This window comes from Proteus sp. GOKU (assembly GCF_015475555.1).
GTDB classification, from domain to species: Bacteria; Pseudomonadota; Gammaproteobacteria; order Enterobacterales; family Enterobacteriaceae; genus Proteus; species Proteus mirabilis_B.
Map to the genome: position 1 here is coordinate 3,668,555 of NZ_CP034105.1, position 20,683 is coordinate 3,689,237.

The following is a 20,683-nucleotide window of genomic DNA, read 5'->3' on the forward strand; positions in this document are numbered from 1 at the left end:
TCTCCTACTTAGTGACGGACAAGACGGATATCGAAATCAAATTTCTTAAAGAAGGCTTCTAAACTGTCTAACTCTTCTGGCGTATAACTTGGATCGTTTTTTATCGGGTAGATCATTTCCAATTTTTCGTATTTGTTACGTCCAAATTGGTGATAAGGAAGAATATCGATACGCTGAATATTGCCGCGTTTAGAGAGTTCCATTGCGTAGTTAATCGCCCCAGTGATTGCGTCATAAGAGTCGTTATAGCCTCGTACTAAAGGCATACGGATCACCACGTTTGCACCGAGATCCATTAAACGTTCTAGGTTACGACGGACATTCTCATTACCAATGCCAAACAGCGCTTTATGCTGAGTGGTATCAATGTGTTTGATATCAATAAGAAATTGATCAACCACTTCCGCTAATTTTTCATAATTCGCCACGTTGGTAGTCGCTTGTGTTTCCACCGCGGTATTGATCATCATCTTTTTACATTCACGTAAAAGCGCAACCGCAAAATCAGTTTGTAAACTCATTTCACCGCCACCGATTGTGACACCACCTCCTGAAGAGATGTAAAAGTCATAATCTTGCATGATGATTTTCATTAGCTCAGAGACAGAAACATCTTTTCCCATAATATCAAGGGCATCAGAGATACAGACTTCTTCACATTTACGACAACCAATACAATCAACAGCGCGATCAACACGATGAACTTGTTTACCACTTTCATTGGTTGTCATGTAGTGCACACCCGCCGGACAAACATCAACACATTTACCGCAATCTACACATTTGTCGTGAGAGTACATCACCTGAAACTCACTGCTAAGACCTTCTGGATTTGAACACCAAGGGCAGCGGATATTACAGCCTTTTAAAAAAACGAGAGTACGAATACCATCACCGTCATAAATAGAGTATTTCTGGATATTAAATATCCGCCCTCTTATTTCTGCTGCCGTCTCCATCTTTACGCCTCCAAATCTGCATCAAACATCCCTGTTCGATAAATTTAAATCTTGTCTTGTCGATTAAAAGGGATAGCCTACGCCATCCCTATAGCTGTAATTAGAATTTCTCAATCACAGTACGACTGATAATTTCATCCTGAACTTCTTTACATAATTCAACGAAGTAAGCACTGTATCCTGCAACGCGAACAATCAAATCGCGGTATTTTTCAGGCTCTAATTGCGCTTTTTTCAGCACTTCATTATCGACATAGCTAAATTGCATCTGGCCGTTACCCAAAATGGAAGCCGTTCTTAATAAGGTAATTAAACCTTGGCGTCCTTCATTGGTATCTAATAATCCTTTCAGGAATTTGAAGTTATGAACCATACCGATGTTCATGGTTTCAACATTCATCTTGCTGATTGATTTGATAATCGCAGTTGGACCATGTTTATCAGCACCTTGTGTTGGGCTGATACCATCTGACAATGGTTTCCATGCTAAGCGACCATTTGGTGTGGCTGCTGTTAACTCACCAATTGGCGTATTGTTAGAGATAGACAGCGTACCGTGGCTCAGAGTGGAATAGAGCATTTTGTATTTACGGCATTCACGCTCAGTCCATTCCGTAATATCTAGCGCATATTGGTCAACAACATCATCATCGTTACCAAATTTCGGTGCATTTAAGCAGTCGCGTAGCAACTCTTCTTGGCCTTCAAAGTTAGCTAATAACGCATCACGGATTTGCTCTAAGGTGTATTTTTTATCTTCATAAACAAGTTTGCGAATCGCTGCCATTGAGTCCACATAAGTTGCTAAACCTGAGAAGATAAGACCAGGACCATGGTTAACCATTGCACCGCCAGCAGTAACGTCTTTACCTTGTTCCATACAGCCTTCAACCAGCAGAGACATTAATGGTTTTGGTGCAACATCACGGTGAACACGTTGGCTGATCACTGTACCAATTGCGGATAAGCGAACAATATGAGCAACTTGCTCTTTTACAGCTCGGTCGAAATCTTCATAAGTACGCAGATCACGTAAATCACCAGTATCTAGACCTTGATAGCTATCGAACAACACCATACGACCACGGTTTAATACAAACTCAATCGCAATAGGCCATTGGGTGTAACCTGTTGATGTCCATTGATAAATACGACCTGATTTTTGTGGCTCAACACAACCCATCAAGCAGTAATCACGCGCATCTTCAAAGTCGAAGCCTTTACGTAGCATCATTTTGATATGAGAATCATCGAAGTGACATGCAGGGAAGCCCATACCGGCTTTAACCACATCAACAATTTTTTCCATATATTGCTGTGGAGATTGGTTATGAATACGACATGCTAGTGATGGTTGATACACTTTCACAAAGCGCACTGCATCCATAATCAGGTAAGTTAAGTCGTTACACGCATCACCACCAGAGCGTTTTTGTCCACCAATGGTTAAGTTGATAAATGGCTGATAACCTGCGAAATACTTCGCACCTAGCTCACTCGACATCCACATTAACTCAGCACATTTGATGATAAAGGCTTGCATCATTTCCAGTGCTTGTTCACGTGTTAAACGACCTGATTTGATATCGTTTTCATACATTGGGAAGCAGTATTGGTCTAAACGACCTAAAGAAAGACCCGTTTGGTTCTCTTCCACTTCAAACAGTGACTCAACCGTCCAGATACTTTGCAGTGCTTCTTGCAGTGTTTTTGGTGGATTAGCCGGTACGTTTTCGTTAACTTGAGCAATCGTCAGTAACTCTTCACGACGTTGTGGATTGCTCTCTTTTGATGCTAATTCACGCGCATGTTCTGCAATGCGATGGGCGTAAGCAATCACACCTTCACAGCTTTCAATAGACGCTTTGTAGAAGTAGATACGGTCGATATCAGCAGGGTTTTCCATGCTTAATTCAGCCAGTTTTGCTTGCGCATCGGCTTTAATACCGTTCATACCTTTGGTGAAAAGCAATACGTCATAACCTGGACAAGTATCGCCACCACCATTAATTTGGTGATAAGAAAGGTCACTGACAAAGGTTTCACCACTAAATTCCCACACACCCGCTTCGCGATATTGTGCTTCACAAATTTCATCTAAAGAACGACCTTCCCAGAATGGAACAATCTCTTCGCGAATGATTTTTTTGTCTTCTTCTGAAATTTGGAATGGATCTTGTGGACGTGTGCTCATGGTATCGAGTTCATCACGAACCCAGCGCCATGCGATATCAGGAGAGAAAGCACCCGCACGCGCTTTTCCACAAGGGTGTCCAACAATCAGTTCTTCATCTTGAATTAAGATAGGTGCGGTTTCACATGCACGACGGAATGCTTTCGCGCGCAGTAAAATCGGCGGTAAACCTGGGTTATTACGGACAATTTCAGTAAACGCTAATGCTCTGTAGATAGAGACACTTGGGCGAGCTTCTAAATAGCGATTACGTAAGCGTTGTAAGCGAGGCGTTAAACCTTCCATCACTTTGAATTCACCTGCATCAGCGCTTGGTGCAACAACGTTTGCAGAAGGTGCAGCGTATTGAGGTTGTGAATTCATACGACCATTGTATAAACGCACTTGCAGTGAACTATGTAAAGTTGACAGATTAGCGCGAGCTGATAACAGCATTTCTGACAATTCGTTAATGCTGACACGTGGATCGTTGATATCAATGCCTTGCGCCATAGCATCAAACATTGGGTAACCATCAACTTCTTTGGTCGCACGCACTTCTGAAAGCTCAGCTAATTTCAGCCATACACTTTCAACAATTTCATACGCTTGTGCTTGTGTTAAACGACCTTGGTCGAGATCACGTTGATAGAATGGATAAAGTGCTTTATCAAATCCCATTGGATTAATGGCATAGCTACCATTTTCCAGATGTAAGACTAATTGCAGTAAATAGAATACTTGGACCGCTTCTTTAAAGGTTTCTGCTGGTTTTGCAGGTACTTTACGTAATACCGCTGCGCTATCTAATAATTCTGCTTTACGGTATGGGTTACCTTCCATTGCCGCTAAATTCTCTGCTTTTGCAGACAGAATTTGTGCAAAATACAGTGCTGCATCACATGCATAAATAGCTGATTTACAGTAATTAGCTTCATCCATACTGCTACGATTTACGGCACTACCAATGCTTCTAATTCTGTCTTCAAGCTGTGCTTTGATCGCTAAGAAACCTTGGTTTACCACCAGCATATAATCAGGTGATGCAACGCTATTATTAATACTTAAGAAGCGATAGATAGAGTCGCTACGCACTTCATCTTCAGTGTGAAAAATCGCACCGCGTGGTGTTGATGACTGGCTGCCGATAATCAGTTCATCTTGTGCAATATAGCTTGGAAAATGGCGGATAAACTCATAAAAGCGTTGTGCAGGCTTAATCGCTTGTGGAACACCCGCAATGCTGTTGTCTAATGAATCAAAAATTGTCGCGCGCTCTGTACTGATTGAGCTATTACGTGAAACTAAACGTTCTGCCAGCATTTTTACGCGTGGCGTCAAAGAATATTTGGCCATGTGAGGCTCTCCTGATGTTCTTTACTTGACCTAATCGGTATTAATTCGGTTGAGCATTAACTGTGTGATACACCGGCAAATGCCTGACGATACAATGTTTCTAATTGGTGTGTGTTCACGTCACGCGGATTTGTCGGCGTACAGCTATCTCGTAAAGCCTGTCCGACCATTTCCGTTAAACGGGCATAAAAGTCCGCTTCACTGACACCGGTATCGCGAATACTCTTCGGCATACCCATTTCATCTTTCAATACATTAATGGCGACGATTAAACTGGTTACCCCTTCTCTTACTGTGTTAGCCGGAAGTCCTAAGCTTTGAGCAAGATAGGCGTAACGTTTTGCTGCTTCACTATTACAATCACCATGAAGATTGGCGTTAAAGGCGACGACATGTGTCATCAATAACGCATTTGCACGACCGTGAGGAACGTGGAATACACCACCTAATGCGTGGGCAAGACTGTGAGTAATACCCAACGAAGCGTTAGTAAATGCCATACCTGCAATACAAGATGCGTTATGCATTTTTTCGCGAGCAGATAAGTTGTCACCTTGATGGTGGCAATCAATAAGATGACCAAATACTAACTTGACGGCTTTCTCTGCCATCGCATCGGAAAAATCAGATGCCGCTTTAGAAACATAAGCTTCTAGTGCATGACAAAGAACATCCATACCTGTATCTGCCGTAATTGCAGGTGGTACAGATTTCACCAACTCAGGATCGAGAATGGCGACATCAGGCAACATAAACTCATCAACCAAGACCAGTTTTTCACTGCGTGATTTGATCACTGAAAAAGAGGTCACTTCCGAACCGGTACCGCTAGTGGTTGGGATAGCAATAAATTGTGGTTTTGTTCTGTTGCTCTCTTTACGGGTATGCCAGAGGGAGTACATAACGGCTTTCGCAGCATCAATCACTGATCCACCACCGAGTGCGATAACCAAATCTGGATAATGCGCATCCATCATCTTCATGCCACTTACGATGGCTGAAATATCCGGATCTGAAGCAACATCATCGTAAACTTGGAACTCGATACCCCGTTGCATTAACTTGTCAGTGACTTTATTTGCAAAGCCAAACTTCACCATTGCTTTATCTGTCACCACAAATGCGCGGCGGGCAGTTAACCCAGAAAGAAAATCCAGTGCATTGGTGCCAAACTGAATTTTGGGTTTTATCAGAAACTCACTCATGTCGTTATTACTCCTTACTGTCCCGATAAACCTTCTCAACAATGGCAACCACTGACATCGCTTTGTAACGCTCTTTGTTCAGTGCGAAGTATTCTTCAGCCAACACAACATCGTTGATACCTGCACCTACACTATCCACTGCAACATACGTTTTGTTTTTCAGTGGCTTAAGCTCATCATCTAAAGTGGCAATCATTAATAAATTGCTCCCTTTAAGTTCTGGGCTTTTTTGTGTCGCTACTACGTGTCCGATTACCTTTGCGAGGATCATGGTTTATATCGCCTTATATCAATGAGTTATTTACTCAGACGTCCGAGAACTTCCTTGATAATGCGTTCCACGTTTTCTTCGGTAATATCACCTTGTTCAATCACTTGTTGCGCACAAGCACTGACCGTCGTTGCATAAGGAGATGCGCCAAAGCGATCATCACCTTGAGTTTGACGTTGTGCAGTTGCACATTCCGCATGAACAGGGGTTAAAGACGGTGAACGAAAACGGTCATCATCAAGAATGCTGGTCTGGTGATTTGCGCTAGAAACAGCACAAGCAGAAACAGCAGGTTGAGCAGCTTCTTGTGCTAAAGGACAAGGTTGTTTCAACTCTTCAACAGTACGCACGCCATAACCTACTTTACGAATATTCAGTAGATTCATTGGGCCAACGTTGTCAGAGCTAGAACCACCACCAACAGCACCGCAACCTAAAGTAAGTGCAGGAGTAATATTGGTTGTTGCACCGATACCGCCTAATGCCGCAGGAGTATTAATCAGAATACGGTTAACCGGTTTTTCTAAGGAGAACTGACGAATAACATCTTCATTTTTGGTATGAATAACTAAGGTATGACCTAAACCTTCGTTAGTCAGTAATTGCACCACGCGATCGCACGCTGATTTCCAATCTTCTTCGATATACATCCCTAAGATTGGGCATAATTTTTCACGTGAATACGGATTTTTTGGTGAAACAGTATCTTGTAATGCGATTAATACACGCGTATTTGCGGGTACGCTAAAACCTGCACGCTGACTTAAATAAATCGCATCTTTACCCACAACTGCTGGGTTAATTGTGCCGTTAGCACGCAGTAACATTGAAGCCACTTTTGTTGCTTCTTCGTCATTCATAAAGTAAGCACCTTGCGCTAATAACTCGCGGTGAACTTCGTTATAAATGCAACGTTCAACGATAATGGATTGCTCTGATGCACAGATAACCCCATTGTCGAATGTTTTACTGGTGATGATATCGCTCACTGCTTTTTTGATATCGGCACTGCGTTCGATAAAGGCAGGGCCATTACCTGGACCACCACTGATTGTCGGTGTGCCTGATGCATAAGCTGCACGCACCATACCTTCGCCGCCAGTCGCTAAAATTAATGACACATCTTTGCTGTGCATTAATTCTTTTGTCGCTTCAAGTGTCAGTAATGTCACACCATCAACGATACCTGCTGGCGCACCGGCTTCTAGCGCTGCTTTTTTAACAATTTCTAACGCACGGAAACTACACTGTTTTGCATTTGGATGCGGAGAGAAAATAATCGCATTACCCGCTTTCAGTGCAATTAGGGTTTTATAGATAATGGTTGATGTTGGGTTAGTTGAAGGAACTAACGCCGTGATAACACCTAAAGGCACGCCAACATCCATGACTTTTTTCACTTTATCGTCATTGATGATGCCAACGGTCTTCATGTCTTTCATATGTTCATACACACGCAATGACGCGAAGGTATTTTTCAGGACTTTGTCTTCCCACTTACCAAAGCCTGTCTCTTCGTTTGCCATTTTTGCCAGCTCTTCTGCATGACGAGCGGCTTCAAATGCAATGTGTTTTACAATACTGTCGATTTTTTCCTGCGAAAACTTAGCATAAACAAGTTGTGCATTTTTCGCGTTACGAACTAGCTCACGAGCCAGTTGTCTGGATTGCAAATCTTTATCTAATGCAACCATGTCTTCCCCCATACAGGAGTTAAAAAATTTAGCTGAATAACTTATTTCTTTGCTTTACAGCACGCCTGAAAAATCAGGCTTTGTGCTGTTGTGCGATTTTCTCGATATCGTTATGCGGTCTTGCAATAACACGAGAAGTCACCACAGTGCCGATACGTTTTGCCGCTTCAACACCTGACTCAACCGCTGCATTTACTGCACCGACATCGCCTTTCACCATTGCTGTCACTAAACCTGAACCGACGTTTTCATAACCAATCAGTTCAACATTGGCTGCTTTGCACATTGCATCAGCAGCTTCAATGCAAGCGACAAGACCTTTGGTTTCAACTAGACCTAGTGCTTCTTTCATATTTATTTCCTTCGTTATTCAGTCACTTTGTACTGGGCAACGATTTTTTGAATATCGTTATGTGGACGAGCGATAACTAATGAAGTCACAACAGTACCAACACGTTGAGCAGCTTCTAAGCCAGATTCCACAGCGGCTTTAACGGCACCGACATCACCTTTCACCATTGCAGTAACTAAACCTGAACCCACATTTTCGTAGCCGATTAACTCAACATTTGCCGCTTTACACATCGCGTCAGCTGCTTCAATACAAGCAACCAGCCCTTGAGTTTCAATAAGTCCTAATGCATCACCCATACGTTCTCCTAAGGCAAAAACTATGCCTTGTGTTTGATAACAATCTTGTTGATGTCATTGTGAGGACGAGCAATCACGAGCGATGTAACAACTTCACCCACGCGCTGTGCTGACTCCACACCTGAATCTACTGCAGCTTTCACTGCGCCTACGTCGCCTTTCACCATCGCAGTCACGAGACCTGAACCCACATTTTCATAGCCAATAAGTTCAACGTTCGCGGCTTTACACATAGCGTCAGCGGCTTCAATACATGCCACCAGACCTTTGGTTTCGATCAGACCTAATGCATCACCCATTTTCATTTCCTCCGAGAAGCCGTTTAACGGTTTACGTTTGCCCATTGTGTCTGCGTGGTGATTTTTTAAACGCAGACTTTGGTTTCAAAATCACTATAACGCGTAAAAATGAAAACAAAATATAAATCCATGATATGAACATATATAGAATTTAACTCTGCTATTTAGTGTTTTTTATGCCTGCATTTATATATCTATGCTGTTAATTTGTTTTTTTCATCGTTATAAATTTATTGATTTCCGCAAAAAATAGATGAAAAAGCAGGCGAATTAACTTTGTTAGGAGGATGTTGAAAAGGTGCAAAAAGGCAGTACATATTGACGAGAAAGATGTGCGAGATATCACTGATATTTCAATGTGAGATCAATAATTGAAAAAGGCTAAATCGAGTCTATATACAAATCGTGCTATTTTTTTGTCGATACCGTATTTATTAAATCTAAACCTTTACTGCGGTGTATAAAAAATAAAGATGAGTCCTCTTATGCGATAAAAGTCATGCAAGCAATCAGTTCAAATTACGGAATAAGCAAAGCACTAAATTTAAGAGCTAAACCTAAAACTATGTGAGAAGAGAAGGTCAATTAACAGGATGGAATGTATCGCGTTTTAGATAAACAAAAAGGCGGCTATATAGAGGCCACCTTGCAAAAATAAGATAGGATAATCAGGACGGTTAATCGAATTTACTGCCCGGTTTTAAGGTGCAAATATAGAGCGGTGAATTGAGCGAACTTAATAGTAATGTTTTTTCATTTAGCTTCTGTGCATTAATAAATAGCCCATCATGGCTATCTGACATTTCACGCATAAAATAGTCAAAAATAACGTCTGGGGATTCATCGATTGAGGATGCACTAGCGTCCCATTGGCTAACAAAATAGTGACGTTCGGTCGGTGAAACACGTTTGGTCGTATAATCAAATTTCACATAGCGTTGTAAATACAACCATCCGGCTTTTGAGGTGGTATAGCCTTCAACAACAATTGATCCTTTACCATTGGCACCAAATGAAAAATGAATATTGCCATTTACATTTTCATCTTCCATATTTTCAAAACGCATAATGCCTTTGGTTGAACAAACCATGACACCTTCATTTTTAATGGTTAATAATCTTGTTGCAGCATAAGTAGCGACCAAGATAAAAATCAGGGCCGATAAAAAACATAAAAGTTTCCCTGAGATTTTCATTAGTATTTCCAAGAATAGTAAAAGTAATTGTCGCAATAACTAAATGGATTATCTTCGTTCTTTGCACAGTGCGCTAAAAATACTCGCCCCAATCCATTTGTTTGTAGTTTATCACCATAGAAGAAAACGAATCGCTCACCTTTCACGCACTGTAAATTAAGCTTCTTTCTTACAGCATCAAAATTGCGAACATAATTATCACTTACCGCAGAGTTAATCATGGCTTCATTAGAAAGTAATTCACAATCATTGTGTGTTAATGGTGTCAGTGAAATTGGCTTTGATTGATGTTGATTAAAAAAGATAATTACCGCAAGAAATACTGCACCTAATAGAAAACCAATGCTGGCTAAATACCAACAAATTTCTGGTTTCTGTTTTTGTTGCGGTGCTTCTTCTTGTGTCGACTCTAAAGGTGTTTGAGTTTGCGTTAAAGATAAAGGTGTCGTTGTTTCAATGGCTATTTTGTCTTCATCTTTAACTAAAATAGGTTCTTCTTCATTTGTTTGAGTTGAAGGTAATAGCGTTGAATCATCAATGAGTTCAACTGAAATATCCGGATTAAACTCTAGTCGCCCTTTCGCAATAGTGACAATGATATTTTCAATACCGTAATGGCGAAATGTTTTTCGTAATAAACTCAAATATTGGTTTAAATTACTGTTTGATGAAACTAGCCCATTATCATCCCAAACACGTTTTAATACTTCATCACGATTAACAACACCTGGATGCTGAATAAAATAAAACAGTAACGCATTTGCGGTAATAGAAAGATGTGTATCAACACTCTCTTTTTCTAACGATATCGCGCCATCCGTTGCGTCGTAATAAATTAAGGCATTTATTTTGTATTTCATTGTGCCCTCATTCATCCTGATTAAAATTACTGATTTGCTGTGTTTGCCATATAGTCAAATGTCATCTCAGATAATCTTTCAACTAATGCGCTACGCTCTTCTTGTGAAATCGTAGGGCCTTCTGTTAATTCAGATAACCAAAGACCATCTGCGGCATAACGAATTAATGTACCTAAATAGCTATTATCTAATTTATCGCCTTTGGCTAAATGATCTAACATCCAATCTCGCCAGCATTTACGCATAATAGGCTCGTTTGGCATTGCTAAAGACAGTATGGCTAATTGGCGACTTTCGTCTGACTGTTTTAAATCAGAAATATAAGTTAAATATGCGCGAGAAAAACGCCCCGCTTCAATAGGATCATTTTCCATAATAACTGCAATGCGACTATCCATAATACCTAATAGCCGTTTAAATACTGCCTGCACCAATTCTAATTTTCCGGGGAAATGATGAAGTAGACCACCTTTACTTACCCCTGCTTCTTTTGCTACGGCATTTAAAGAGAGGGAAGCTATTCCTTCATTAGCCACAATAACACTTGCCGCTTCCAATAATTGCTCTTGAACTCGGATAGGGTCTTTTTTTCGGTGATGCGCAGTTGTATTCATGCATAGGATGATACCGACCAGTCGGTATGTTCCTTATTGATCGAAATCAATCTGATTTCGACTGAGGCTTATTATATGTAAATAATGGAGTTGACTTCACATTCCTTTATTTTTTAATAAAACTTAATTTAAAAAATAAAATTATTTTATAAAATTGATCTAATTAATTAAATTTAAATTTAAGGATGACTAAAATTTGATTTTTATCAAAAAATAAATATGTTTATTATTTCATCTATTAATAAAAGTTAATAAAAATATAATACCATTTAAATGGTATTATATTTATTTCCATCAGAAAGAGCAGCCTCGTAAGGCTCAGAATAAATATTTTCACTAGATTCTTCTATGCTATCAACTACAATACTATATTCATCTTCAATTACTGATGATTTATTTTCATTCCTTGACTCAGGGAGTTTTCTTATTAAATCTAAAATATTTTCATTTATTTCTTCATATATAGGATCTTCTTTATTATTCATTTCTTCATATATATTCCTTCCTTCATATATGTCGTTTTCTATATTATCTATTTCTCCATTCACTTGATCTTCTGTCGTATTCATTCCACATTTTTCATTTAAAAAATCCTTTAAATTACCGAGTGAAGTTTTTTTTGGATCATTATGATTAATAAGACTCAGATCTGTTGCTGCTTGTCTAAAAGAAGTATTACTATTAAATAAACCCGTTATACCCGAACGAAGACTAGAAAAAAAATCGACAACACTGTTTATTGCTTTTCCTGCTCCTGTTGTCAGTTGATTCACTGCATCTCTAAATATAGAAGTAATATTCATTATATATCCTTATATTAAAAATAATAAAATTAGCCCTTCTAAAATAGATTAGTAAATTTAAGAAATTTAAGTATAAAAAAACCTCCTTTAAATAAAGAAGGTTTTAATTTGATAATATTAATTAAATGCTGGCTTTTAATGCCTGATCTAAATCTGTAAGAATATCGTCGATATGTTCAATACCGATAGATAAACGAATTAAATCTCGTGAAACACCCGCGCGTTCTAATTCTTCATCATTTAATTGGCGATGAGTGGTTGAAGCTGGATGACATGCTAATGATTTTGCATCACCAATATTCACTAGACGAACAATAAGCTGCAATGCATCAATAAATCTAGCTCCTGCTTCTGCACCACCTTTGATCCCAAAAGAGAGAATACCGGCTGGTTTACCTGACATATAACGTACCGCTAAATCATGCTCAGGATGATTGCTTAAACCTGCATATTTAACCCACGCAACTTGAGCGTGATTTTGCAGATATTCAGCTACTTTTTGGGCATTCTCAGTATGACGATCCATACGCAATGCCAGTGTTTCTAATCCTTGTAGGATCAAGAATGCATTAAATGGCGACAACGCCGCACCAGTTCCACGCAAAGGCGCAACACGACATCTTGCTATATAAGCAGCGGCACCAAAATGCTCGACATAATTTACCCCGTGATAAGAAACATCAGGTGTATTTAGTATCTCAAAACGATCTTTATGCTCAGCCCAAGGGAATTTACCGGAATCAACAACAATGCCGCCGATAGAATTACCGTGACCACCAATATATTTAGTTAAAGAGTGAATAATAATATCCGCACCATGCTCAAAAGGGCGGCATAAATAAGGTGTTGCAACCGTATTATCAACAATTAAAGGTACACCATGACGATGAGCGACATCGGCCAATGCTTGGATATCAACAATATTTCCACTTGGGTTTGTGATGGTTTCACAAAATACCGCTTTTGTTTTATCGTCAATTAACTCTTCAAGAGCAGCAATATCATCATGAGGAGCAAAGCGAGCCTCAATACCAATACGAGGGAATGTATGCGCCATTAAGTTATAAGTGCCACCATAAAGCTTAGCGACAGAAACAATATTGTCACCCACTTGTGCAATAGTTTGAATTGCATAAGTGATAGCTGCCATACCTGATGCTACGGCAACTGCCGCAATTCCACCTTCTAATGCTGCAACACGTTTTTCTAATACGTCATTGGTTGGATTCATTATTCGGGTGTAAATATTACCAGGCACTTTTAAGTCAAAGAGATCCGCACCATGCTGCGTATCATCAAATGCATAAGATGTTGTTTGGTAAATAGGTACAGCAACGGCTTTTGTAGTTGGATCAGGTGAATAACCCGCGTGAACAGAGAGTGTCTCAAGTTTCATAGCAATTCCTTTTTTGTTGCATTTGTTCTTATAGTATTACTTATACTCTAAATAATTCGAGATACAGCCAAGTGACAAGTGAATGAATCACTAATCAACAATGCTGCAATCTGATAAATGATAAGTATAGATAAGCCGATATTCATCTCATCGCATAGTGAAAAAATTTCAACTTACACAAATGCTTCTTTTTTTAAATAGCGTTTATTGAGCCAATGACCTCTATTTGCATCAATATTTAACTTAATAACCCTCTATTTTACCGTTTTAAGTGGTTTTATCGTTTTTTGACGAGTCGCTAACCAGCAAATTAAAGAGCCACCAGTCACCATCATTACACCTTGCCAAAATGAGAAAGAGAGTGCGGTAGACAATAATATTGATGAGAATGCAGTAGAAATAACGGGAGTAAAATAAGAGAGTGTCGCCAATAATGTCACATTGCCCCTGATCATACCGATTGTCCAAGCAGCATTTGCAAGCCCAATAGCGGCACCGGTTATTAACAATAGCGTGATACTTTTTGTATTAACAATCCATTCTACGGGTGTAGAAAATAAATATTGCCCCCACAAGGCAAGTGACGTTAATAGGAAGAATGGCACAATGCCGTTATTCCCGCCAGACATAAGGCGAGTTAAATTACTATAAAACGCCCATAAAATAGCACCTGAAAACGCTAATATATAGCTTAATGGATTACTTTGAATATTCGTCCATAAACCGTCAATTGTCAGCGGATTATCACCACTAACAACCCAAACTAATCCACTAAATGCACATAATAATCCGACAATCAGCAAAATAGAGAATCGCTGTTTATTAAGTATTACGGCAAGGGCTAACGTAAAACTAGGCCATAAATAGTTAACCATTCCTAGCTCTATGGCTTGTGTTCGGTCTGTTGCAAATCCTAAAGCCAGAGATAAGCACACTTCATAAGTGACAAATAATAGCCCCCCCCAGATAAGATAGCGTTTAGGAAAGCGTGATAATTTAGGGACACCTAAGATCAAAATAAGAAAGAGTGTGCCTGTGGTATAAATCAGTGCAGCACCCCCTACGGCACCAAAATACTCACTAATATTACGAATTAAGCCAACAATGGTGCTCCAAAGAAAAATAGCAACAATGCCATATAACGTCCCTTTTGATGCGCTAGATATCATTTTGTGCCTTCAATTAAGTTTATTAACTCACTAATAAAAAGTGTTAATTACCTTTACGCTTTCAACAAATAAATTCAACTTATATCCTTAAATAAAAATGCGTTTTTTTCACCATAAAAAAGCCACCTTAAAGGTGGCTCAGAACTATACTCAAACGCGATCAGCGTCCAGCTTTTAATTTTTGGTAATAGCTTTCGTATAATACGGTTGCATCACCCACATCATTTTGCCATTCACCTTTGTTAATAATCTCTTCTGTTGGATAAAGAGAATTATCTTTAGTGATCACATTTGGCAATAATTTTTGTGCCGCTAAGTTAGGAGTTGGATAGCCAATGTTTTCAGCTACTTTTGCTGCAACTTCTGGGCGTAATAAGAAATCGATAAGTTTATGAGCACCTTCGACATTCTTGGCATTCGCAGGAATAGCTAAGCTATCCATCCAGAAAATGCCCCCTTCTTTTGGCCACACCATTTCAATAGGTGCACCCGCATCGCGCGCAATAAATGCCGAGCCATTCCAAATCATCCCTAAATTAACTTCCCCTTGCATATAAGGGTTAGCGGGATTATCTGAATTAAATGCTAATACGTTTGGCATCAGTTTTTGCAGCTCTTTATAGGCTTCTTCAATCTCTTTAGGATCGGTTGTATTGCCTGAATAGCCTAATTTTAATAATGCCATTTGGAAAACTTCACGGGCATCATCGGTTAATAACAGGCTATCTTTATATTCAGGTTTCCATAAATCTGCCCATGAAGTTATGTCACTCACATCAACTTCATCACTATTAATACCAATAGCGGTCGCACCCCAAATATAAGGAATGGAGTAGTCATTTTGGGGGTCGAATGATTTATGTAATAAACTAGGATCGAGATTATCAAAATGGGTTAATTTTGATTTATCGATTTTTTGTAGCATTCCTTCATGACTCATTTTAGAAATAAAATAAGTAGAAGGAACCACCAAGTCATAAGCACCATCTTTATAGGTCTTTAACTTGGTATACATGCTTTCATTGGATTCGTAGGTGGAATAAATCACCTTAATCCCAGTTTCTTTCGTAAACTGTTCAAGCAGACCAGGCGGAACATACTCCGTCCAGTTGTAGAAATATAATGTCTTACCATCATCAGCCGATGCTGTGCCGATACTTAATGCCATTACGCTGGCAGCAAGTACTGAGGACCACTTTTTCATTTATGTTTCCTTCAGTGGTTGATGCGTTAATATCAAATAGGCAGCGAGCCTACCTCCAACAGATTGGTCTTCAGACCCCAAAAAGTGCGAGAAACTCGCACTAATACATGTTTACGCTTTGCCAGTTCTGTCTCTTAAGATCAACTGACTAATTAACACTAATACTAAGGATAGACCTAAAAGGATGGTTGCAAGCGCATTCACCTCAGGTGAAACCCCAACTTTTACCATTGAGTATATTTTCAATGGCAAAATTTCATAGCTTGGGCCCGTCACAAAAGAAGAAACCACAACGTCATCCATGGATAACGTAAAGCTTAATAACCAACCTGAAGCCACTGCTGGCATCGCCAGAGGCATAATAATTTTACGTAAAATAGTAAATTCACCTGCCCCTAAATCTTTCGCTGCTTCCAACATTTTCACATCAAATCCACTTAATCGTGAGTACACAGTAACCACAACAAAAGGCAGACAAAATGTAATATGTGAAAATAGAAGCGACCAAAATCCTAATGAAACACCTAGGATCATAAACAGTACAAGCAACGAAATCGCCATAACAATATCTGGCGACATCATCACAACAAACAGCATTCCACCGACAAATTTTTTGCCACGGAAACGGTAGCGATAAAGAGCAACTGCCGCTAACGAGCCAATTAATGTCGCAAATGTCGCAGAAGTAACGGCCATTGTTAATGAATGTCCAGCTGCTTGAAGCAGACTGTCATTATTAAATAAAATGGTGTACCAATCTGTGGTAAATCCTTTCCAATTAATCCCGAAACGTGATGAGTTAAAAGAGTTAACTATCAGAATGATGATCGGGATATAAAGATACGCGTAAATAATGGACATAAATCCACCACGCAATAACCGTCCTATCATTCTATTTCTACCTTCTTATGCAGTAGCTTCACGGCTCGGTAATACACAAACAGCATTAATCCCATCACCAATGTTAAACAAATACTTGTGGCTGCACCAAAAGGCCAGTCACGAATATTTAAGAATTGGCTTTTAATTACGTTACCAATTAATAAATTTTTCGCACCACCCATTAGATCAGCGACAAAGAATAAGCCCATTGCAGGTAGCATTACGAGTAAACAACCCGCAATAATTCCCGGCATTGTTAATGGAATAATAATACGAATAAAGGTCTGAAATTTATTAGCACCTAGATCACGCGCTGCTTCTAAACAAGGTTTGTCTAACTTTTCAATGCTGGAATATAACGGTAATACCATAAAAGGTAATAAAATATAAACCAGCCCCAGTACAACTGCTTCTGGGGTATAAATAATTCTGAGTGGTTTATCAATAAGTCCAATCCACAACAGGAATTCGTTAAAATAACCTTTGGTACTTAGGAATATCTTTAATCCATAAATACGAATAAGCGAGTTTGTCCAAAAAGGTACTATCAATAAAAACAACATTAGAGGCTGTATTTTTTTAGGCATTTTTGCCAGAAAATAAGCAAAGGGATAACCTAATAATAAACAAGCTAATGTTGCGACTACCGCCATATTAATAGAATGCAGTAACACTTCTGCATACATAGGATCAAATAAGCGATAGTAGTTATCGAGTGTAAAGACCATCTCGACAAGATTGGCATCATCACGCGTTAAAAAACTGGTCGCAATGATCATGATATTCGGCAAGAAGACGAACACCATCAACCAACCCACAACACCGGTAATTACGATGTTTTGAAATAGTTTACGTGTTTTCTTCATCTGCCAGCACGACCTCCCAGCTTTCAACCCAAGTTACTGCAATTTTTTGGTCTAACGAGTGATCAACATCCGGATCATCTTCATTAAAGAACTCACTGACCATCACCACCTTACCATTTTCCATTTCAACAACAGAATCTAGCGTCATGCCTTTATAGTTACGTTCACGAACATAACCAATTAGCCCAGGAAGGTTTTCGAGATCGTGAATTTCTTCAACACGGAGATCTTCAGGTCGAAGCAATACTTTGAGTTTCTGGTTTTGTGTCACAGGTAATGTGGTGTAAATATCACATTCATGACCTTCAACATCAGCACGAATACGCGTTTCATCAATACGATGGAGAACGCGAGCATCAAAGATATTAATTTCACCTATAAATTGCGCAACAAACAGATTTGTTGGCTCTTCATAAATTTCACGCGGAGTACCATCTTGCTCAATACGTCCTTCACGCATCACCACGATCCGGTCTGACATCGTCAGCGCCTCTTCTTGGTCATGAGTCACGAAAATAAAGGTGATCCCTAATTTACGCTGTAAGGCTTTTAATTCATTTTGCATCTGTTTACGTAATTTGTAATCCAGTGCAGATAATGATTCATCAAGCAATAAGACCTTTGGTTTATTCACAACAGCACGCGCAATCGCGACACGTTGTTGTTGTCCACCAGAAAGGTGTGCAGGACGGCGTTGTGCGAAATCTTCAAGTTGCACCATACGCAAAGCTTCTTCAACGCGAATGTTAATCTCATCAGCAGGTGTTTTCTGCATACGAAGACCAAATGCGACGTTTTCAAAAACAGTCATATGTGGGAAAAGCGCGTAACTTTGAAAAACCGTATTTACAAAACGTTGTTCCGCTGGGATATCCGTAATATCTTGCCCATCAAGGATAATTTGCCCATCGTCAACGTCTTCTAAACCCGCGATTAAACGCAAAACTGTCGTCTTACCACAGCCCGAAGGACCGAGGATGGTTAAAAACTCGCCATGGTTGATAGTGAGATCGAGGCGGGAAATAATTTGTTTTCCGTCGAAACCTTTACTTAAGGATTTTAATTCGACAACTGGTGTCAGAGATGTTTTCTCAGTCATTTAAGGTAATACTCTATCCCGAAGAATAATGCAGATAGAACCGCCACTGGAAAAGACTGTGTGAGCTGCCGGAGCATTATGCTCCACAGAAGCCCAAAACCAGCGACGCCGTATGTATAGTACAAGCGGAAAATGATAAACGCAGTGACGTGAAATTGAAAGCAAAAAGGTGCATAAACAATGAAAAACTATTCATATTTAAGTTTTTCATAATAAACCACACTCTTCGAGGAGCATGATAAAAATCCAATAAAATCAAAATGCTATTGATTTATATAAATCGTAAAAAACGACTAAGTTTATGATTAAATAAATTTTCTCTTAGAAGTTGTCTAATCACCTTATTTTCCTATAAAAACTGATTATCACGTTTATTTGCAATACTATTTTATGGTTATTATTTATACAAAAAAGTGGATTAAATTGTGCTTATTTTTAGATCTCAGTCTTATTATGATAATAAAAACTTTATATATCATAGAGATGAAGTTTAAATAACACCTCCTAATATTTAGGAGGTGCTAAAAGAATTAATACTATTGTTCTTAATGACGTTTTATTAGTTTTTTTAAATACAGAATTGCGTTATTCACATTGGGTAAAGGCCCAATTTTGTCATTTAACAGTGGAAAAGTGCCTGTTCTAATTAATAAGTCACGCATTTGTATCGGCGTTAACACACTGTTTGTATGGTCTTTATACCAAGATTGGATCACAGCAGCCGCTCCCGCAACTAAAGCACTGGCTGACGATGTACCACTAAAATTAGCTGTATAAGTATGGTTATCATCACTTCGAAATAGATCACCATAACCCGCGGTTGCAACATCCTCTCCCCACGCTTGTACATGAATAGGTGAACCATGTGTTGAAAAAGGTAATCGATTTAATGTATAGGGCGAACCAGCACCAACACGTATTGAATTATTATCATGACGCTGTCGATAACTTTCATAAGCAGGCAAATCTAGATCTACCCCTCCATTACCTGCCGCCATAATCACAATGATCCCAGCATCGGTTAAGGCGCGAGTCGCCTCCCAAATATGCATTTCATAATCCGCAGGTACGTAAGCTTGATGCTCGCAGATTGTCTGCATTTCATATAACACGATATCACCAGCATGTAGTATGCGTTTACTCGCAATGATCGCATCAATACGTCCACAAGTTAATTCGGAGATGGCATAAAACATATCTAATTTATAAGCGAGTCCAGTGATCCCTTTACCATCATTTTTCCCCATAATTAAGCCAGCTACTGCCGTTCCATGATCTGCCTGACTGGTTTTTTCATTAAAAGGTAATAATGATGTAATGTTATCCGTTGATAAATCATGATGAGAAAGATTAAAATCCCATTCAATATCAGCTACTTGTATTCCTTGCCCATAGGCTTCTTGTTCCCATGCTTCGCAAATTCCTAGCCCTTTAATTTTATTAATATTCACCGTTTTTTCTGGTGTATTTAGATATTGCTGATATTGAGTAAAGTCAGGCGTAATATTAGGAGGTTCAATAGGCTGTATAGGCACTGTTTGTATATATTCAATATCAGGGTGTTGTTTTAATACTTTAATAATTTCATCTAAAGCATAATGATTATTCTCTGGTAAATTAAGATAATAATATTTATTTAGATCATTAAAGTTTATTGAGATAGAATCAATATGACTTCTAGGTGGTAATTGATGAACAGATGAAATTACTGGAACTAAAGATATATTAGTTAAAAGGGAGTGATGCATTTCATGGGAAGTAGGAAATGACAGATTTTTATTATCACAATCAAGATTGTTTAATTTTATAAGTATCTTTCTTTTAATGTTCATATTCAATGCTCCTCTTTTTATTTTTTCGCTTTATAGCGTAAAATATTGAGCAATGACTATTTCCATTTTTAATAGAGATAATATAAATAGGTTATTTTAAAAAAATTAATATTAAGTCTATATACTAAAAATAGACTTAATATTAATTGAGTAA

The 20,683-nt window shown here is 38.9% G+C and carries 19 protein-coding genes; all 19 read right to left on the reverse strand.

The window, feature by feature from the left end; translation table 11 throughout:
• Positions 1 to 8: 8 nt before the first annotated feature.
• Positions 9 to 959: a choline TMA-lyase-activating enzyme gene (gene cutD / locus EHE21_RS16780; RefSeq protein WP_194951319.1), complete on the reverse strand. Its 951-nt coding sequence runs from the start codon at positions 957 to 959 to the stop codon at positions 9 to 11.
• 100 nt (positions 960 to 1,059) lie between these two features.
• Positions 1,060 to 4,488, reverse strand: a complete 3,429-nt coding sequence (gene cutC, locus EHE21_RS16785; RefSeq protein WP_194951320.1) for a choline trimethylamine-lyase — start codon at positions 4,486 to 4,488, stop codon at positions 1,060 to 1,062.
• A gap of 56 nt (positions 4,489 to 4,544) precedes the next feature.
• A complete protein-coding gene (locus tag EHE21_RS16790) occupies positions 4,545 to 5,693 on the reverse strand; it encodes a 1-propanol dehydrogenase PduQ (protein WP_161710765.1) in 1,149 nt (382 codons plus the stop codon).
• Positions 5,694 to 5,700: 7 nt separating this feature from the next.
• The gene (locus tag EHE21_RS16795) at positions 5,701 to 5,964 is read right to left on the reverse strand and encodes a EutN/CcmL family microcompartment protein (protein ID WP_036934514.1); all 264 of its coding nucleotides are present in this window, start codon (positions 5,962 to 5,964) and stop codon (positions 5,701 to 5,703) included.
• Between the two features lie 26 nt (positions 5,965 to 5,990).
• Positions 5,991 to 7,658, reverse strand: coding sequence for an acetaldehyde dehydrogenase (acetylating) (locus EHE21_RS16800; protein ID WP_088494443.1), 1,668 nt, complete (start codon positions 7,656 to 7,658; stop codon positions 5,991 to 5,993).
• 73 nt (positions 7,659 to 7,731) lie between these two features.
• Entirely contained in the window at positions 7,732 to 8,010 is a 279-nt protein-coding gene (locus tag EHE21_RS16805) for a BMC domain-containing protein (RefSeq protein WP_006536328.1), read from the reverse strand.
• Positions 8,011 to 8,024: 14 nt separating this feature from the next.
• A complete protein-coding gene (locus tag EHE21_RS16810) occupies positions 8,025 to 8,309 on the reverse strand; it encodes a BMC domain-containing protein (RefSeq protein ID WP_006536329.1) in 285 nt (94 codons plus the stop codon).
• Positions 8,310 to 8,329: 20 nt separating this feature from the next.
• On the reverse strand, positions 8,330 to 8,608 hold the full coding sequence (locus EHE21_RS16815; protein ID WP_004249182.1) for a BMC domain-containing protein: 279 nt from the start codon (positions 8,606 to 8,608) through the stop codon (positions 8,330 to 8,332).
• 677 nt (positions 8,609 to 9,285) lie between these two features.
• Positions 9,286 to 9,804, reverse strand: a complete 519-nt coding sequence (locus EHE21_RS16820) for a FidL-like protein (RefSeq protein ID WP_006536331.1) — start codon at positions 9,802 to 9,804, stop codon at positions 9,286 to 9,288.
• Entirely contained in the window at positions 9,804 to 10,664 is an 861-nt protein-coding gene (locus EHE21_RS16825) for a transcriptional regulator (RefSeq protein ID WP_194951321.1), read from the reverse strand. Before EHE21_RS16825 ends, EHE21_RS16820 begins: the two co-directional genes overlap by 1 nt.
• A 26-nt stretch (positions 10,665 to 10,690) precedes the next feature.
• Positions 10,691 to 11,278 carry a TetR/AcrR family transcriptional regulator gene (locus EHE21_RS16830; RefSeq protein WP_088494441.1) on the reverse strand — a complete coding sequence of 196 codons (588 nt, stop codon included), beginning with the start codon at positions 11,276 to 11,278 and terminating at the stop codon, positions 10,691 to 10,693.
• Between the two features lie 269 nt (positions 11,279 to 11,547).
• On the reverse strand, positions 11,548 to 12,081 hold the full coding sequence (locus EHE21_RS16835) for a hypothetical protein (protein WP_194951322.1): 534 nt from the start codon (positions 12,079 to 12,081) through the stop codon (positions 11,548 to 11,550).
• A 121-nt stretch (positions 12,082 to 12,202) separates the two neighbouring features.
• Positions 12,203 to 13,477 carry a bifunctional O-acetylhomoserine aminocarboxypropyltransferase/cysteine synthase gene (locus EHE21_RS16840; protein ID WP_194951323.1) on the reverse strand — a complete coding sequence of 425 codons (1,275 nt, stop codon included), beginning with the start codon at positions 13,475 to 13,477 and terminating at the stop codon, positions 12,203 to 12,205.
• Between the two features lie 254 nt (positions 13,478 to 13,731).
• Entirely contained in the window at positions 13,732 to 14,646 is a 915-nt protein-coding gene (gene yddG, locus EHE21_RS16845) for an aromatic amino acid DMT transporter YddG (RefSeq protein ID WP_194951324.1), read from the reverse strand.
• 160 nt (positions 14,647 to 14,806) lie between these two features.
• Positions 14,807 to 15,850: a spermidine/putrescine ABC transporter substrate-binding protein PotD gene (gene potD / locus EHE21_RS16850; RefSeq protein ID WP_194951325.1), complete on the reverse strand. Its 1,044-nt coding sequence runs from the start codon at positions 15,848 to 15,850 to the stop codon at positions 14,807 to 14,809.
• A 111-nt stretch (positions 15,851 to 15,961) separates the two neighbouring features.
• Complete coding sequence (potC, locus tag EHE21_RS16855) at positions 15,962 to 16,741, reverse strand: spermidine/putrescine ABC transporter permease PotC (RefSeq protein WP_088494431.1); 780 nt, start codon at positions 16,739 to 16,741, stop codon at positions 15,962 to 15,964.
• Entirely contained in the window at positions 16,738 to 17,598 is an 861-nt protein-coding gene (gene potB, locus EHE21_RS16860; RefSeq protein WP_023583058.1) for a spermidine/putrescine ABC transporter permease PotB, read from the reverse strand. Before potB ends, potC begins: the two co-directional genes overlap by 4 nt.
• On the reverse strand, positions 17,582 to 18,697 hold the full coding sequence (gene potA, locus EHE21_RS16865; RefSeq protein WP_194951326.1) for a spermidine/putrescine ABC transporter ATP-binding protein PotA: 1,116 nt from the start codon (positions 18,695 to 18,697) through the stop codon (positions 17,582 to 17,584). Before potA ends, potB begins: the two co-directional genes overlap by 17 nt.
• 545 nt (positions 18,698 to 19,242) lie before the next feature.
• Complete coding sequence (locus EHE21_RS16870; RefSeq protein ID WP_194951327.1) at positions 19,243 to 20,529, reverse strand: S8 family peptidase; 1,287 nt, start codon at positions 20,527 to 20,529, stop codon at positions 19,243 to 19,245.
• Positions 20,530 to 20,683 lie beyond the last annotated feature (154 nt).

Coding starts and splice junctions, on each gene's coding strand:
- EHE21_RS16805 (WP_006536328.1), bottom strand. CDS start 8,010: ATGAAAGAAGCACTAGGTCTAGTTGAAACCAAAGGTCTTGTCGCTTGC.
- EHE21_RS16830 (WP_088494441.1), bottom strand. CDS start 11,278: ATGAATACAACTGCGCATCACCGAAAAAAAGACCCTATCCGAGTTCAA.
- EHE21_RS16825 (WP_194951321.1), bottom strand. CDS start 10,664: ATGAAATACAAAATAAATGCCTTAATTTATTACGACGCAACGGATGGC.
- EHE21_RS16800 (WP_088494443.1), bottom strand. CDS start 7,658: ATGGTTGCATTAGATAAAGATTTGCAATCCAGACAACTGGCTCGTGAG.
- EHE21_RS16840 (WP_194951323.1), bottom strand. CDS start 13,477: ATGAAACTTGAGACACTCTCTGTTCACGCGGGTTATTCACCTGATCCA.
- potC (WP_088494431.1), bottom strand. CDS start 16,741: ATGATAGGACGGTTATTGCGTGGTGGATTTATGTCCATTATTTACGCG.
- EHE21_RS16815 (WP_004249182.1), bottom strand. CDS start 8,608: ATGGGTGATGCATTAGGTCTGATCGAAACCAAAGGTCTGGTGGCATGT.
- cutD (WP_194951319.1), bottom strand. CDS start 959: ATGGAGACGGCAGCAGAAATAAGAGGGCGGATATTTAATATCCAGAAA.
- EHE21_RS16810 (WP_006536329.1), bottom strand. CDS start 8,309: ATGGGTGATGCATTAGGACTTATTGAAACTCAAGGGCTGGTTGCTTGT.
- cutC (WP_194951320.1), bottom strand. CDS start 4,488: ATGGCCAAATATTCTTTGACGCCACGCGTAAAAATGCTGGCAGAACGT.
- EHE21_RS16835 (WP_194951322.1), bottom strand. CDS start 12,081: ATGAATATTACTTCTATATTTAGAGATGCAGTGAATCAACTGACAACA.
- potB (WP_023583058.1), bottom strand. CDS start 17,598: ATGAAGAAAACACGTAAACTATTTCAAAACATCGTAATTACCGGTGTT.
- potD (WP_194951325.1), bottom strand. CDS start 15,850: ATGAAAAAGTGGTCCTCAGTACTTGCTGCCAGCGTAATGGCATTAAGT.
- potA (WP_194951326.1), bottom strand. CDS start 18,697: ATGACTGAGAAAACATCTCTGACACCAGTTGTCGAATTAAAATCCTTA.
- EHE21_RS16870 (WP_194951327.1), bottom strand. CDS start 20,529: ATGAACATTAAAAGAAAGATACTTATAAAATTAAACAATCTTGATTGT.
- EHE21_RS16790 (WP_161710765.1), bottom strand. CDS start 5,693: ATGAGTGAGTTTCTGATAAAACCCAAAATTCAGTTTGGCACCAATGCA.
- yddG (WP_194951324.1), bottom strand. CDS start 14,646: ATGATATCTAGCGCATCAAAAGGGACGTTATATGGCATTGTTGCTATT.
- EHE21_RS16820 (WP_006536331.1), bottom strand. CDS start 9,804: ATGAAAATCTCAGGGAAACTTTTATGTTTTTTATCGGCCCTGATTTTT.
- EHE21_RS16795 (WP_036934514.1), bottom strand. CDS start 5,964: ATGATCCTCGCAAAGGTAATCGGACACGTAGTAGCGACACAAAAAAGC.